The organism is Enterococcus sp. AZ179, from assembly GCF_050498885.1.
GTDB classification, from domain to species: domain Bacteria; phylum Bacillota; class Bacilli; order Lactobacillales; family Enterococcaceae; genus Enterococcus_D; species Enterococcus_D entomosocium.
The window spans coordinates 485,924-501,844 of record NZ_JBMHEO010000001.1 but is presented as its reverse complement, the minus strand read 5'-3'; the positions used below and the strand labels follow the sequence as shown (position 1 = coordinate 501,844).

The following is a 15,921-nucleotide window of genomic DNA, read 5'->3' as shown; positions in this document are numbered from 1 at the left end:
TTATGTTTAGATATAATGTGCGCGGCGAAAATATCGAGGTAACAGAAGCGATCCGTGATTACGTCGAGAAAAAAGTAGGTAAATTAGAACGTTATTTTAACGATGTGCCGGAAGCAACAGCACATGTTAATTTGAAAGTTTATACTGAAAAAACAGCAAAAGTAGAAGTAACGATTCCTTTACCATTCTTAGTTCTGCGTGCGGAAGAAACCTCACCTGATCTATATGCTAGTATCGATTTGGTTGTTGACAAATTGGAACGCCAAATCCGCAAATTTAAAACAAAAATCAACCGCAAATCTCGCGAGACAGCATTGGTTCCGCCAACAGATGGTGATTTGTTCACAACTGAAGCAAACGATGAAGAAAACAATGGTTCTGAATTAGACATCGTACGTACAAAACGTTTGTCTTTAAAACCAATGGACAGTGAAGAAGCTGTTTTACAAATGAACATGCTTGGACACAACTTCTTTATCTTTGAAGATGCGGAAACGAATGGAACGAGCATTGTGTATCGTCGAAAAGATGGCAAATACGGGTTGATCGAAACCGATTAACAAGTGTTGATACCTTTTTCTCGACACCCCAAAAAAATAGTCTTTTTTGACAGAGTAGCTGAGAAGCCACTCTGTTTTTTTATACTCGTTAAATTGGCTGGAAATCTTTTTTATATAGAGAGTGCCTTGGTTCTTCTTTTGGTTTATTATGTTATACTATAGATGAAATAATACAAGGAGAGTGAATCATGACTACGCTAGCAGATGTTGCTAAAAAAGCAAATGTTTCCGCAATGACCGTTTCTCGAGTGATCAATCATCCGGACAAAGTAACTGAAGAGTTAAAGCAGCTGGTTCATCAAGCGATGCTTGAATTGGATTATCAGCCGAATATTGCTGCCAAATCATTAGTTTCCAAGCGTTCCCATATCATCAAAGTGTATATTTTAGAGGAGATGGATACGACGGAACCTTACTATATGAACTTATTGGTTGGGATCGCTCGTTCTATTGGTAAAGCACACTATTCTTTGCAGCTAGTTACGACTGACGGGGTGGATCGTGGTCCAGCAGATGGCTGCATCATTACGGGCTTTCGCCAGGCTGACATGGACTGGATAAGAAATTTAAGAAAGCCTGTGGTGTTGTTTGGCGAAAATGAAGCTGGGTTCAGTTTTGTTGACAGTGACAACTATCAAGGAATCGTTTCTGCATGCAAACATGCTATCGACACCGGCTATCAACAATTGGTCTATATTGGTTTAGAGTTGGAAGAAGCGTTTACGAAAAGCCGAGAAAAAGGGTACATAGATACAGTCACAAAAGCGGGAATATCACCAAAAATCTATCGTTTTGACAACCGATCTTCCGCCGCCCGCAAGTTTATCCAATCGCAGAATGAGCATTTAATGAAAAACACTTGTTTTATCTGTGCCACAGATCGTTTAGCGTTAGGCATCAATCAAGGCTTACAGTCGATCGGAGTGGAGGTGCCAGATGATTTTGGGATCATCGGCTACGATGGCGTATTCCTTGATCAGGTAAGTTCGCCAAAATTGACAACGATGAAGCAAGCCATTGTGGAAATGGGGGAAGTTTGCGGCGAATTATTGATCCAAAAAATCGAACATAATGATACGAGCCAGCGACAACAGCGCTTTTTACCTCAACTCGTGGTTCGTGAATCCACAAAATGAAAAATTAAGCAAATGGTTGCGCAATTTCTTTTCGATTCCTCGACATCTTAATTTAAAGGCTTTTTCTATTTTTGTTATCGCTAACATTTAGAAAAGGTTTGCCATTTTAAGAAACCGGTTGCATAATGGAGTTACAAATTGCAGGAGGTAAACAGGATGAAAGTGAATTGGAAAAAGGCAGCTCTAGGATTAGTTTCAGGAAGTGCGTTGTTAGCGCTTGCGGCGTGTGGCGGCAACGGTGGTAGTACCGATGGTAGTAATGCAGATGCAGGTTCAGGTAGCGATGAAAAAACGCTCACGGTCTCTGTAGGCGCAGACTATATTGATTATATCAATGAAGTGAAATCTGACTTTGAATCTGAAAATGATGTGACCATCAACGTTGTAGAAATGGATATGTTCGATCAAATGGATGCGCTTCAACTAGACGGTCCCGCTGGGAAAGGTCCAGATGTTACGATGTCTCCTTACGATCGTGTAGGTCAAGTAGGCTCGCAAGGGCATTTGGCAGAAATGACTTTGCCAGATGATGGACGGTACAGCGATACAGACAAGCAACAGGTAACGATCGATGATAAAATCTATGGCGCACCAGCAATGATTGAAGCAGTTGTCATGTTCTATAACAAAGATTTGATCGATGAAGCGCCAGCAACTTTTTCTGATTTAGAAGAGCTAGCAAAAGATGATCGTTTTGCAGAAGGCGATGACAATGTTGGTTTCTTAGCTCGTTGGACAGACTTTTATTATACGTATGGTCTATTAGCTGGTTATGGTGGTTATGTCTTTGGGGATGAAGGGACAGATCCATCTGATTTAGGGATTAACAATGAAGGTTCTGTTGAAGCAATCACGTACGCAACTGATTGGTTCCAAAATGTCTGGCCGCAAGGAATGCTGGATGTATCAGCCAACGAAAACTTGATGTTAGATTACTTTAACCAAGGCAAAACAGCAGCCATCATTTACGGACCATGGGGCGTGAACGGCTTTGAAGAAGCAGGGATTAACTATGGCGTAGCGAAAATCCCAACGCTGAGCAATGGCAATGATTATGAAACGTTTGGTGGTGGAAAAGCATGGGTTGTTTCCAACTACTCACAAAACAAAGACGTTTCTCAACAATTTGTCGAATATTTAACAAACGAAGCTAATCAAGAGAAATTGTATGAAATGCGTCATGATATTCCAGCAAACATTATGGCTCAAGAAACAGTTGCTGCTTCTGATGATCCAGTAGCAAAAGCAGTGATCGAGCAATACAGTGTTTCACAACCAATGCCAAATATCCCTGAAATGTCTGAGGTTTGGGTAGGGGCTGAAAACATGCTGTTTGATGCAGGTTCAGGCAATATGACTCCTCAAGAAGCAGCGGATAATGCTGCCAAAACAATCGAAGAAGCGATTGAGCAGAAATATTAATAAATAGCCGATTACGGTCTGTCATTCATGTCGACGATTCTATAGAGGATGTTTGTCAAAAGGATTCCTTGCAACGTAGCACGCAAGAAATTGCTTGATGAGATTGATTTCTATGGATCGTCGGCCGCTTGGCAGACTTTCGATTTTAAGGAGGATACATATGAGGACGAATTCAAAAGCCACGCAGACAGCGCTTCTTTCAATCATCCCTGGGGTGGGACAATTCAAAAATGGTCAGAAATTTAAAGCGGGACTCTTTTTTGCGGTCTTTCTAATTTTTCTAGGCGAAATGCTTTTGTTCGGTGGACAAGCATTATATAACTTTGTCACACTGGGATCAGTACCGATGGAACACAATTCTTTGTTCTTGTTGATCGAAGGAACGCTACAGGTCATCGTTACCGTTATTTTCATTATCTTTTGGGTTTTAAATATCAAAGATGCCTATCAAGTTCGCCAAAGTATTGAAAAAGGGTTCCCGGTGGCAGTTACGAGAAAAGAGTTTTTCAATAAATTGTATGAGGATGGTTTCGCTTATCTATTGACGATCCCAGCCTATCTGGTGATGATCGTAGCAATTATTTTTCCGGTAATGGTGACACTCTTCATGGCGTTTACCAACTATGATTTTCGACATATTCCGCCAGCAAACTTAATCGACTGGATCGGTTTTTCGAATTTTACGAATATCTTCACCTTAAGTTCTTACCGCGACACCTTTGTAAAAGTGTTTAGTTGGACGGTGATTTGGACCGTTTTAGCAACTACTTTGCAAATTACCTTAGGAATACTGACAGCTGTTGTTGCCAATCAAAAATTTGTGAAGTTCCGTCGGGTCTTCGGGGTGATTTTCTTGCTTCCTTGGGCGGTGCCAGCGTTTATCACAATCATGAGTTTTTCAAATATGTTTAATGATACCGCAGGAGCGATCAATACGCAGGTGATCCCGCTATTGAACAATCTGCCCTTTGTGGATATTGGGAACATTGCTTGGAAGACCGATCCGTTTTGGACGAAAACGGCGATTATTTTGATTCAGGGTTGGTTAGGGTTTCCATATATTTATGTTATGGTCTCAGGGATTTTACAATCCATTTCTGAAGATTTGTATGAAGCAGCCAAAATGGATGGAGCAAATGCGATTCAGCGTTTTCGCAATATTACGTTACCGGCGATCTTTTTGGTGGCAGCACCAACCTTCGTTACGCAATATACAGGGAACTTTAATAACTTCTCCATGATCTATCTCTTTAACGAAGGTGGTCCAGGAAGTTTAGGTGGAAATGCCGGTTCGACGGATATTTTGATTTCATGGATCTACAAATTGACGACGGGCGGCTCGCCACAATACTCGATTGCTTCTGCATTGACCTTGATCATTTCCTTTGTGGTGATTTCCATTTCATTACTGGTGTTTAAAAAGACGAATGCATTTAATATGGAGGATTGAGGATGAAAAAGAAAAAGTTTTCTTTCAGCAAATTATTTACCTACTTGTTTATGATCGCTTTATCGATCGTTATCATCTATCCCTTGTTGATTACCGCCACCTCAGCCTTCAAGGCAGGGAATATGATCGCCTTTCGCTTGGATTTTGATGCGGATTGGACATTGAACAACTTTCGACGATTGTTCAATGAAACCCCCTATTTGACATGGTATAAAAACACCTTGATCGTGGCTGTTTCCACGATGGTGATCCAAGTAATGATCGTAACACTGGCAGGGTATACTTACAGTCGTTATCGCTTTGCCGGTCGTAAGAGCAGTTTGATGGTGTTCTTGATCGTTCAGATGGTGCCAACAATGTCGGCGTTGACCGCTTTTTATGTCATGGGCTTATTAGCAAACGGCCTAGATAGTTTCTGGTTCTTGACACTGATCTATATCGGTGGTGGGATTCCCATGAATACTTGGCTGATGAAAGGGTACTTTGATACGGTACCGATCGACTTGGATGAATCAGCAAAACTTGACGGTGCAGGGCATTTCCGCATCTTTTGGCAAATCGTTTTGCCCCTCGTAAAACCAATGGTCGCCGTGCAAGCATTGTGGGCCTTTATGGGGCCATTCGGCGAATTCTTGCTGGCGCGGTTCTTGCTTCGCTCACAAGAGCGTTTGACCGTCGCAGTCGGTCTGCAGACTTTTATCAACGATGCCCGTAACCAACGGGTAGCACTTTTTGCGGCTGGGGCGATTTTGATCGCCGTACCGATTGCTGCACTGTTTTTCTTCTTACAAAAATACTTTGTTTCAGGTTTGACCTCGGGCGGAACAAAAGGATAGGAATGATAGGATGTCTGAACAACGATTTCCCTTAACATACTTTGGGGCCATATTTTCTCCAACAAAAGTCTATGCATGGCGTAAAAAATTAAATCGCTGGCAGCAAGTGTTTGTCTATATTTTCTTGATGTCCTTGCTGATGATCCCGCTGACCTTGATGATCAGCAAGCAAACGGATCAAGCCTTTGCAGCATTTTTCCCCCATGCAAAAACACTCATGACTGCTGAAACAGCAGCCGAATACAGTGAACTGCAGCTGGAAGATGGCAAACTTTTAACGGATGAGTCACAAGTCTTTTCGCAAACAGAAGCGGGCATTATAGGTGTTGCGCTTTCAGAAGCGGACCTTTCAAGAGCAAAATATGCCATCAATTTTCGTGAAACAGACTGGACCATCAAAGAGGAAATCGATGGACAAACCTATCATTATGAGATGCGTTACACGGCGGAAATGATGCCTGATCAAGTGCATGATGCGGCTTCGTTTCAGAAAGTGATCGAAGACGGCTTTTATCGCAACAACGAGACGGCGATTTTCTTCAGCCAGACGATCACGGTGGCATTTTTATTGGTGGCAATGAATAGTATCCTCGTCATGGGCGCAGCGTTTTTCCTCTGGCTGACGAAAAAGTCGCGACTGTCGACGATCAGCAGTTTCAAAGAAAGTACCAACGTGATTTTGAATGCACTGGGGGCAGGCTCTCTGGTGGCGATGTTGGCAGGATTTATTGGCGCGGACATCATCTTGATGATTGGGATCCAATCTTTAGGCATGCTGCTGATGCTCTTCTTAGCTTTCTTAAAAACCCGTTTTAAAACGGCCTAATTTGCAAATATTCGCAACAAGTCATTTGGACGTGCGCTGGACTTTGGGCACCGATCGATGGCTTGTTGCGTATTTTTTCCCTTCGTTTCTTTAAAATCTGTGAAAAAAGGTTAAGAATCCGTTTATCACGCAAGATTGATGCGATAGTTCTATCGAAAAATATTTCATTTATGGTGAACTAGTGCTAAAATAGTTAGGAGAGTTTCCAGCTAGGATAATGTAGAAGTAAAAGGAGAATTATTAAGGTATGGCCAATTTTTTTAGAAAATTAATCGAAAACGACAAAAAAGAATTAAAACGTCTTGACCATATTGCGAATCAAGTTGAATCACATGCGGATGAAATGGCCGCTTTATCTGATGAACAATTACGCGGGAAAACCGATGAATTTCGTCGTCGTTTCCAAGAGGGAGAGACTTTGGATAAATTATTACCTGAAGCTTTTGCAGTAGTACGTGAAGCTGCAAAACGCGTTTTGGGTCTTTATCCTTACCACGTCCAATTAATGGGTGGGATCGTCTTGCATGATGGGAATATTCCAGAGATGCGTACCGGTGAAGGGAAAACCTTGACGGCGACATTACCTGTTTATTTGAATGCCTTGAGTGGTCAAGGCGTCCATGTCGTAACCGTCAATGAATACTTGGCAACTCGTGACTCGACTGAGATGGGAGAGCTGTACAACTTTTTAGGATTGACAGTCGGTTTGAACATCAACTCAAAATCAGCAGAAGAAAAACGTGCGGCGTATGCTTGTGACATCACTTATAGTACAAACAATGAATTAGGGTTTGACTATTTGCGGGACAACATGGTGGTTTATCGTCATCAAATGGTACAACGTCCATTAAACTATGCCATTGTCGATGAAGTCGATTCGATCTTGATCGATGAAGCGAGAACGCCATTGATCATTTCAGGACAAGCAGAAAAATCGACCGCGCTATACAATCGGGTCGACAATTTCGTCAAACGCTTGACGGAAGAAGAAGACTACAAAATCGATATTCAATCAAAAACGATCGGCTTGACAGAACGCGGGATCGAAAAAGCGGAAGAGACCTTCGGCTTAGAAAACTTGTATGATATCGAAAACACCGCATTGACCCATCACTTGGACCAAGCGTTGCGGGCGAATTACATCATGATTCGTGACATTGATTACGTGGTGCAAGATGGCAAAGTAATGATCGTTGACCAATTTACAGGTCGGATCATGGATGGCCGCCGCTATTCTGACGGGCTGCATCAAGCGATCGAAGCAAAAGAAAGTGTCGAGATCGAAGATGAAACCAAAACGATGGCGACGATCACATTCCAGAACTACTTCCGGATGTACAAAAAATTGTCTGGGATGACCGGTACTGCGAAAACGGAAGAAGAAGAGTTTAGAGAAATCTATAACATGCAAGTCATTCAGATTCCTACGAATAAACCGATCTTACGGGATGATCGTGCGGACTTGCTTTATCCAACACTTACCAGCAAATTCCAAGCAGTCGTTCAAGACATCAAAGAACGTCACCGCAAAGGGCAACCAGTCCTTGTAGGGACCGTCGCTGTTGAGACTTCTGAATTACTATCATCAATGCTTGATCGGGAGAAAGTTCCTCATGAAGTATTGAATGCCAAGAATCACTTTAAAGAAGCGGAAATCATTTTGAATGCTGGGCAAAAAGGCGCTGTAACGATCGCGACCAATATGGCTGGTCGGGGAACGGATATCAAGTTGGGTCTTGGTGTTGCAGAACTAGGCGGATTGGCAGTTATTGGTACCGAGCGTCACGAATCACGACGGATCGACAACCAGTTGCGGGGACGTGCGGGACGTCAAGGAGATCCAGGGATGTCGCAATTTTACCTGTCGCTAGAAGATGATTTAATGAAACGTTTTGGTTCTGAACGAATCAAAGTGTTCTTAGATCGGATGAAAATCGATGAAGGCGATGCCGTGATCCAAAGTAAGATGCTTTCAAAACAAGTAGAATCTGCCCAAAGACGAGTGGAAGGGAATAACTACGATACCCGGAAAAACGTCTTGCAATACGATGACGTAATGCGAGAACAGCGGGAAGTTATTTACGGACAACGTCAAGAAGTAATCATGGAAGAAACGGATCTTTCACCACAATTAATGAATATGGTGAAACGTTCCATCAGCCGTGTCGTTGACAGTCATACGCAATTAGAAGAAAGCAATTGGAATTATGAAGGAATCGTTGATTTTGCTGCCAATGCACTTGTTCATGAAGATACCATCAGTATTGAAGACATCAAGGGCAAATCAGCTCAAGAGATTAAAGATTATCTAAACCAACGGGCAGAAGAAGTCTTTGAACAAAAGAAAACACAACTTAATAGTCCAGAACAATTACTGGAATTTGAAAAAGTAGTGATTTTACGAGTCGTTGATACGAAGTGGACCGACCACATCGATGCCATGGATCAATTGCGCCAATCGGTTGGGTTACGGGCTTATGGACAAAACAATCCGTTAGTTGAATACCAAACAGAAGGATTCAATATGTTTGAAAACATGGTTGGAGCCATCGAGTATGAAGTAACTCGTCTGTTTATGAAGGCAGAAATCCGCCAAAACGTTCAACGGGAACAAGTAGCCCAAGGAGAAGCACAAGGGGTAGAAGAAGCACCGGCTGCCCAAGCGCCAAGTTTCAAAAACGTGGGCCGCAATGATCCTTGTCCTTGCGGAAGCGGGAAAAAATTCAAGAATTGCCACGGGAAAAATATGTAACACGTTTTGAAAAAGGTGAGAGTAGGCTGGCAGACGTTTTTGTCCAGTCTACTTTCGTTTGTAAGAAAAAAAGAAAGAAGGAATTTTAATGGAAATCGCAGATATTCGGAATCAATTGACCCAGATGAATGAAAAAATAATCAGTTTTAGGGGGTCTCTTTGACTTAGATCAGTTAGAAGAGGACATTGCGGAAGCGGAACACCAAATGGCAGATCCTACCTTTTGGGATGATTCAGAAAAAGCTCAACAAGTCATTAACGCCAACAATGCCAACAAAGAGACTTACGATCAATTCAATCAGCTAGCAGAAGAATTGGAAGAACTCGAAGTGATGTTGGAAATGATTCAAGAAGAAGCCGATCCGGAAATGGAAGCAGAACTTGATGCGCGAATCGGTAAGTTAAATGAGAAAATGGCTTCTTATGAATTGTCGATGTTGTTAGATGAACCCTATGATCGAAACAATGCCATCATCGAGCTGCACCCGGGAGCAGGCGGTACCGAGTCGCAAGACTGGGGCAGCATGCTGTTACGGATGTATACTCGTTTTTGCGAACAACATGGGTATCAGGTGGAAACTTTGGACTATCAAGCCGGTGATGAAGCGGGGATAAAAAGTGTCACATTACTTGTGAAAGGCCACAACGCCTATGGCTATTTGAAGTCGGAAAAAGGCGTGCATCGCTTGGTCCGTATTTCACCTTTTGATTCTGCTAAGAGACGGCATACGTCATTTTGCTCGGTGGATGTGATGCCAGAATTAGATGGGGCGATCGATGTGGAGATCAACTCAGATGATTTGAAGATCGATACGTACCGCGCAAGCGGCGCTGGTGGACAGCACATCAACAAAACCGAATCTGCTGTGCGGATCACTCACATTCCAACAGGTACAGTGGTCGCTAGCCAAGCCCAGCGTTCACAGCTGAAAAACCGTGAGCAAGCGATGGGGATGTTGAAAGCTAAGCTGTATCAATTAGAAGTCGAAAAGAAAGAACAAGAAGCAGCAGCCTTGCGAGGCGAGCAATTAGAGATCGGCTGGGGCTCGCAAATTCGTTCTTATGTCTTCCATCCCTATTCAATGGTCAAAGATCACCGAACGAATTTCGAAACTGGGAATGTACAGGCAGTCATGGATGGCGATTTGGACGGCTTTATCGATGCCTATTTGAAGCTGAAACTGAATCAAAAATAACCTGGTATGACTTAAACAGATTGAAACACAATTGTAATCTGTTGCAAGCAAGGTGAAATATATTCATGCTATAATAAGCCAGAATGAAAATTTGAGATGGAGAGATAGCTGTATGATAGAAATGAAAGATATAATGAAAAAGTACTCTAATGGTACGACTGCTATCCGTAACCTTTCGATTTCAATTGATCAAGGGGAGTTTGTCTATGTCGTTGGACCATCCGGCGCCGGAAAATCAACCTTTATCAAATTGATGTATCGAGAAGAAAGAGCAACAAAAGGCGTTTTGAATGTCGCAGGATATGATTTGGTCGGCATGAAAAACCGTGAGATCCCTTTGATGCGCCGGGAAATCGGCGTGGTCTTCCAAGACTACAAACTTTTACCGCGGAAAACGGTCTTTGAAAATGTTGCTTATGCAATGCAAGTTATCGGACGCAAACCCCGTGATATCAAAAAACGGGTGATGGAAGTTTTGGATTTGGTCGGACTGAAACATAAAGTTCGGGTCTTTCCAAGTGAGCTTTCCGGTGGGGAACAACAACGGGTGTCGATCGCTCGTGCCATCGTAAATACACCAAAGGTATTGATTGCGGATGAACCAACCGGAAATCTAGATCCTGAAAACTCATGGGAAATCATGAAATTGCTTGATCGAATCAATGCACAAGGAACAACGGTCGTTATGGCGACCCATAATAGTACGATCGTAAATACGATTCGTCATCGCGTGATCGCGATTGAGAATGGCCGCATTATTCGCGACCAAGCGGAAGGAGAATATGGTTACGATGATTAGAACATTTTTCCGTCATCTCCTGGAGAGTATTAAAAGTTTAAAGCGTAACGGCTGGATGACTATCGCGTCATTGAGTGCCGTGACGATCACATTAACATTAGTCGGTATTTTTCTAGGTGTAATCTTAAATGCAACAAAACTAGCCGAAGATATTCGTGAGAATGTGGACGTGTCGGTTTTCGTTGATATTGGTACAGAACAAGAAGACATGGATGCTTTAGAACAGGCCTTAAATGATCTGCCGAACGTTTCAGAAGTGACATTTTCTAGTCGAGACGAAGAATTGCAGAAGATCCAGGATGCCATGGGGGATTCATGGAACTTGTTCGAAGGCGACAGTAATCCACTGTATAACGTATTTGTTGTAAGTGCAACAGATCCAGAGTATACGACAGAGATCGCAGAACAAGCTGGGGATTTGCCGAATGTCTTTAAAGCCGATTACGGTGGAGATTCTTCTGACCGAATCTTTGAATTGTCTGCGGCTGTGCGGACTTGGGGCTTAGCTGCTGCTGTCTTACTGATTTTTGTGGCAATGTTCCTAATCTCTAATACGATTCGGATCACGATTTTGTCCCGTCAAAGAGAAATTCAAATCATGCGTCTGGTTGGGGCGAAAAACGGCTACATTCGTTGGCCATTCTTCCTTGAAGGAGGCTGGATCGGACTCTTAGGATCAATTGTCCCAATTGCGTTGATGTACTTCGGGTATCATCAAGTTTATGCAATGGTCAATCCATCCTTGCTACGTTCAAATTACAGCTTAATTGCACCAAATATGTTTCTAATACAAGTGTGCGGTGTGATGGCACTGATTGGTATCGTGATTGGTTCGCTTGGTTCCGTCTTATCAATGCGCCGATTTTTAAAATTCTAAACGTATGTTTTATTAAAGTCGATCGTCAGATCGGCTTTTTTTGTTTCATCACAGTGTTTCTTTACTTTAGGTACTATTTTTTGATATGCTTTAGTAGCGGGAAATCGGGGAAGAGGTGGAAAAATGGTTGTAATGGATAATTTGGTAACCATTTTATTTATAGTTAATATTTTGTTATCAATCATTATCATTTTCAGAGAGAGACGTCAGACTGCTCAGACATGGGCTTGGCTTTTGGTCTTGATGTTCATCCCAATCGTTGGTTTTGTGCTTTACTTTTTCTTTGGTAGAGGAATTTCCAAGGAAAAGATTTTCGATATGCGCTCACAAGCAAAGATTGGTCTAAACGTTGAATTAGAAGAACAAAAACAAGCGCTCGCGCGTCATTTGTTTCCGCATCCGCCGACTGCTCAAGTAGAAGTCCAGCAGTTAGTCTATCTGTTGACGGTCTTTGGTCAATCCCTCTATACGACAGCCAATAGCATGACACTTTATACCGATGGGCGGCAGAAATTTGATGCCTTGATCGCGGATATCGAACAGGCAAAAAATCACATTCATATGGAATATTATATTTATCGCAGTGATGCATTGGGAAATGAGGTCAAAGAAGCATTGGTACGAGCCGCAAAGCGAGGCGTAAAAGTAAGAGTCTTGTTAGATGCTTGGGGCAGTACCCAGGTATCATTGAAGTTTTTTGATGAATTGCGTCTGCATGGCGGGCAAATTGCCTTTTTCTTTCCTTTGTTCGTTCCTTATGTCAATCCGCGAATCAATTATCGGAATCATCGTAAAATCGTGGTGATTGATGGTGAGATTGGTTATACAGGCGGTTTTAATGTGGGAGATGAATATCTAGGACAAGTGGAAAAATTTGGTTATTGGCGAGACAATCACTTGCGAATTGCCGGTTCAGCTGTCTATTCGCTGCAAAATCGGTTTTTGATGGATTGGAATTCACAACATGCCTTGGAGATCAAATATGATCCTTCTTTGTTTCCTGAAATCAAACAAGCGGGGACAGTCGCAGCCCAAGTCATCACTAGTGGTCCTGATACGGAACATGAAGAAATTAAAATGACGTATTTGAAAATGATCAATTTAGCCAAGAAAGAAATCCTAATTCAAACGCCGTATTATATTCCGGATGAAGCCATTCATAACGCCTTAAAGTTAGCACTGCTCTCTGGGGTGAAAGTTCATATACAAATTCCGAACAAACCAGATCATCCCTTGGTTTACTGGGCGACCTATTCCTTTGCGGCTGAGCTGCTTCATTTTGGCGCAATCATTGAAACCTATGAGAAAGGGTTTATGCATGCGAAAACGATGATTATAGATAGTGGACTTGTATCGATTGGTTCAGCAAATATCGATGTTCGATCCTTTCGCTTAGATTTTGAAGTCAATACGATTATCTATGATGCGCAACTTGCGACTCAAACAAAAGAAGCGTTTCTGGCGGATTCGATCGATTCCAAACCGTTAACGATCGAAGCGTATCAACAAAGAAAATTGACGATCAAGATCAAGGAAGGCCTGGCACGTCTTGTGTCACCGTTACTGTAAAAAAATGCCCTTTTCCAAAAGATGGAAGCCATCATTTTGGAAAAGGGCATTTTTTAATAGGATTAACCCATAATACTTGTGTACGCTGCTAAGAAAATCGAGCCGACAGTGAGAATAAGCATGGTCCAGATCACGACTTGCGTGATTTTTGCAAAGGTACTTTTTGGTTTTTTCTCGTTCATTCTAATCCACCTTTTAGAGTTATTCTAGTGACAGTTTACCCTCAATTTCTCAAGAACTCAAGTTGATCCAAGGAGAAATTAAGAAAATTTCAATTTCACTATAAAAAAATTCGTTAGAATGGCAAGATAGGCTTGTTGAAGCTACTCCCTTCTGTTTTAATAGGTAAAGAAATACATTCTTTAAAACTTTCAAAAGTTAGTTGTTGAAATAAGAGCCTCCTTAAAAAATTTCATGGCTGTCTTATTCCGGCTTAAATTTTTAAAAGAACTGAAACATGGATGTAAAGAAAATAAAGTATAGTGACACTAGTTGTTAGAAAGGATTTTGCTGTATGTCTGGATTTAATCCAATCGTTTTGTTTTGGTATATTTTTCCTGTGCTCGTTTATTTTGCTTGTCGTTTTATCGTTTCTGCACTTTCGTTGAATGATCGTTTCCATGTGAAGGCACCGGATTTAGCGGTACCATTTTTAATGGTGGGGATTCATCAATTATCAAAATATACTTTTGATCAAGCAATCACATTGTATTATTTGATCTCCATTTTTTTATTAGGCATTCTACTGGCCGTCTTTCAGGCGTACTACTATGAAGAGATCCAATATGGTCGCTATTTTAAGATGTATTGGCGCAGTATTTTTCTATTTACGATCATTTTTCATGTCGTTTTGATCATTCTAAATATCGTAAGTTACTTATAGTGTTTTGCCCCTTGATAAACGTCCATTTTTTCACTTAAAGTTTTTTTAAAGACTTTAAGGAGTCTGATTTCCTCTTTTTGTTCATTTGGTAAAGAAAAGTCAAACAACTTCCCTTTCAAATTTCATATAATTTGTGGTAGAAAGTGGGGGATTGTGGTAGACTGTGAATATCAGGTGGAGATCGGGGGTTATTTATCGATGTTTATGGGTGAATTTCAACATTCGATAGATGCAAAAGGCCGACTAATCGTCCCTTCAAAACTACGAGGAAAACTCGGAGAAAAATTTGTTGTGACACGTGGATTAGATGGCTGTTTATTTGGCTACCCCTTATCTGAATGGGAAAAACTTGAAGAAAAACTAAACGAAATGCCTTTAGCGAAAAAGGATGCTCGGACATTTGTCCGCTTCTTTTATTCTGCTGCAACAGAGTGCGAGATCGATAAACAAGGACGAATCAATATCCCTGTTACATTGAGAAATCATGCAGACCTTACTAAAAGCTGCGTGATCATCGGGGTTTCAAATCGAATCGAGATTTGGGATGAAACGCGTTGGCAAGCATTCTCTGAAGAAGCAGAAGAAAACTTTGATGAAATTGCTGAAACAATGATCGACTTTGGCTTATAGGCTTGATAGGAAGAGGAAAAAACACATGGCAGATTTTCAACACTACACCGTTATGCTACAGGAGACCGTTGATGGATTATCAATTCGTCCAGAAGGCGTCTATGTCGATTGTACATTAGGTGGAGCTGGTCATAGTGAATATTTATTGTCACAACTGTCTGAAGAAGGACATCTCTTTGCTTTTGATCAAGACCAAACCGCCATCGACCATGCAAAAGAACGTTTAGCACCTTATGTTGCTAAAGGGATGGTCACGTTTATTAAAAGTAATTTCCGCTATTTAAAGGAAGCATTGAATCAACACGGCGTAAGCCGAGTCGATGGTATTTTGTATGATTTAGGTGTTTCCTCACCCCAATTAGATGAAGCCGAACGTGGCTTTAGCTACCACCAAGATGCACCGCTGGATATGCGGATGGATCAAACTGCAGCATTGACTGCCTATGAAGTGGTCAATCAATTCGACTACCATCAATTAGTCAAAATCTTCTTCCGTTATGGAGAAGAAAAATTCTCAAAACAAATCGCTCGGGAAATCGAGCGGGTGAGACAAGATCATCCCATCGAAACAACGGGGGAATTGGTCGATATCATCAAAACAGCCATTCCAGCTCCAGCAAGAAGAAAGGGCGGTCACCCAGCAAAACGGGTTTTCCAAGCCATTCGAATTGCAGTCAATGATGAGCTAGGTGTAATTGAAGACTCACTTGAACAAGCCATTCATCTTTTAGCAGTCAACGGACGTGTCAGTGTGATCACGTTCCACTCATTAGAAGATCGCATTGTGAAATCGATGTTCAAGGAATACAGTACACCAAAGGATATGCCACCAGGTCTGCCGATGATACCAGAAGAATTTCAACCAACATTAAAACTTATAACAAGAAAACCACTGCTTCCTACTGAGGAAGAAGTAGCTGAAAATAATCGTTCTCGTAGTGCGAAACTACGAATCGCGGAAAAAATCAAGGAAAGCGAAGGGTAA

General features: G+C 41.8%; 14 protein-coding genes and 2 pseudogenes. 15 read left to right on the top strand and 1 reads right to left on the bottom strand.

From position 1 onward, the window contains the following. Nucleotides 1–2: 2 nt before the first annotated feature. The 12 genes and pseudogenes from hpf to cls all read left to right on the top strand — a co-directional run bounded on the left by hpf (nt 3) and on the right by cls (nt 13,423). Nucleotides 3–560: a ribosome hibernation-promoting factor, HPF/YfiA family gene (gene hpf / locus IGI88_RS02480; RefSeq protein WP_005237301.1), complete on the top strand. Its 558-nt coding sequence runs from the start codon at nt 3–5 to the stop codon at nt 558–560. Nucleotides 561–748: 188 nt separating this feature from the next. Beyond that, nucleotides 749–1,696, top strand: a complete 948-nt coding sequence (locus tag IGI88_RS02475; protein WP_005237300.1) for a LacI family DNA-binding transcriptional regulator — start codon at nt 749–751, stop codon at nt 1,694–1,696. Nucleotides 1,697–1,852: 156 nt separating this feature from the next. After that, nucleotides 1,853–3,118: an extracellular solute-binding protein gene (locus tag IGI88_RS02470; RefSeq protein ID WP_005237299.1), complete on the top strand. Its 1,266-nt coding sequence runs from the start codon at nt 1,853–1,855 to the stop codon at nt 3,116–3,118. 160 nt (nt 3,119–3,278) lie between these two features. Beyond that, on the top strand, nt 3,279–4,568 hold the full coding sequence (locus IGI88_RS02465) for a carbohydrate ABC transporter permease (protein WP_005237298.1): 1,290 nt from the start codon (nt 3,279–3,281) through the stop codon (nt 4,566–4,568). Between the two features lie 2 nt (nt 4,569–4,570). Next, the gene (locus tag IGI88_RS02460; RefSeq protein ID WP_005237297.1) at nt 4,571–5,404 is read left to right on the top strand and encodes a sugar ABC transporter permease; all 834 of its coding nucleotides are present in this window, start codon (nt 4,571–4,573) and stop codon (nt 5,402–5,404) included. A gap of 10 nt (nt 5,405–5,414) precedes the next feature. Further along, nucleotides 5,415–6,230, top strand: a complete 816-nt coding sequence (locus tag IGI88_RS02455) for a DUF1189 domain-containing protein (RefSeq protein ID WP_086299192.1) — start codon at nt 5,415–5,417, stop codon at nt 6,228–6,230. A gap of 247 nt (nt 6,231–6,477) precedes the next feature. Then, a pseudogene (gene secA, locus IGI88_RS02450) lies at nt 6,478–8,862 on the top strand (preprotein translocase subunit SecA); the annotation flags it as partial. A 45-nt stretch (nt 8,863–8,907) separates the two neighbouring features. Further along, nucleotides 8,908–8,982 (top strand): annotated as a pseudogene (locus tag IGI88_RS02445) (SEC-C metal-binding domain-containing protein); the annotation flags it as partial. Between the two features lie 88 nt (nt 8,983–9,070). Next, a protein-coding gene (prfB, locus tag IGI88_RS02440) for a peptide chain release factor 2 (RefSeq protein WP_101495161.1) occupies nt 9,071–10,178 on the top strand; the annotation gives its coding sequence in 2 pieces (ribosomal slippage) (nt 9,071–9,142 and nt 9,144–10,178; 1,107 coding nt in all). A gap of 112 nt (nt 10,179–10,290) precedes the next feature. Continuing rightward, nucleotides 10,291–10,977: a cell division ATP-binding protein FtsE gene (gene ftsE / locus IGI88_RS02435; RefSeq protein WP_005237293.1), complete on the top strand. Its 687-nt coding sequence runs from the start codon at nt 10,291–10,293 to the stop codon at nt 10,975–10,977. Further along, a complete protein-coding gene (ftsX, locus tag IGI88_RS02430) occupies nt 10,970–11,854 on the top strand; it encodes a permease-like cell division protein FtsX (RefSeq protein ID WP_005237292.1) in 885 nt (294 codons plus the stop codon). Before ftsE ends, ftsX begins: the two co-directional genes overlap by 8 nt. Nucleotides 11,855–11,977: 123 nt before the next feature. Further along, nucleotides 11,978–13,423, top strand: a complete 1,446-nt coding sequence (gene cls / locus IGI88_RS02425; RefSeq protein ID WP_005237291.1) for a cardiolipin synthase — start codon at nt 11,978–11,980, stop codon at nt 13,421–13,423. Between the two features lie 62 nt (nt 13,424–13,485). On the opposite strand, the gene IGI88_RS02420 is transcribed toward cls, so the two are convergent. Next, entirely contained in the window at nt 13,486–13,605 is a 120-nt protein-coding gene (locus IGI88_RS02420; protein WP_005237290.1) for a DUF4044 domain-containing protein, read from the bottom strand. 332 nt (nt 13,606–13,937) lie between these two features. On the opposite strand from IGI88_RS02420, the gene IGI88_RS02415 reads away from it, so the two are divergent. The 3 genes from IGI88_RS02415 to rsmH all read left to right on the top strand — a co-directional run bounded on the left by IGI88_RS02415 (nt 13,938) and on the right by rsmH (nt 15,921). Next, nucleotides 13,938–14,306: a DUF3397 domain-containing protein gene (locus IGI88_RS02415; protein ID WP_005237289.1), complete on the top strand. Its 369-nt coding sequence runs from the start codon at nt 13,938–13,940 to the stop codon at nt 14,304–14,306. Nucleotides 14,307–14,504: 198 nt separating this feature from the next. After that, nucleotides 14,505–14,936, top strand: coding sequence for a division/cell wall cluster transcriptional repressor MraZ (mraZ, locus tag IGI88_RS02410; RefSeq protein ID WP_086299296.1), 432 nt, complete (start codon nt 14,505–14,507; stop codon nt 14,934–14,936). Between the two features lie 25 nt (nt 14,937–14,961). Continuing rightward, the gene (gene rsmH, locus IGI88_RS02405; protein WP_034878729.1) at nt 14,962–15,921 is read left to right on the top strand and encodes a 16S rRNA (cytosine(1402)-N(4))-methyltransferase RsmH; all 960 of its coding nucleotides are present in this window, start codon (nt 14,962–14,964) and stop codon (nt 15,919–15,921) included.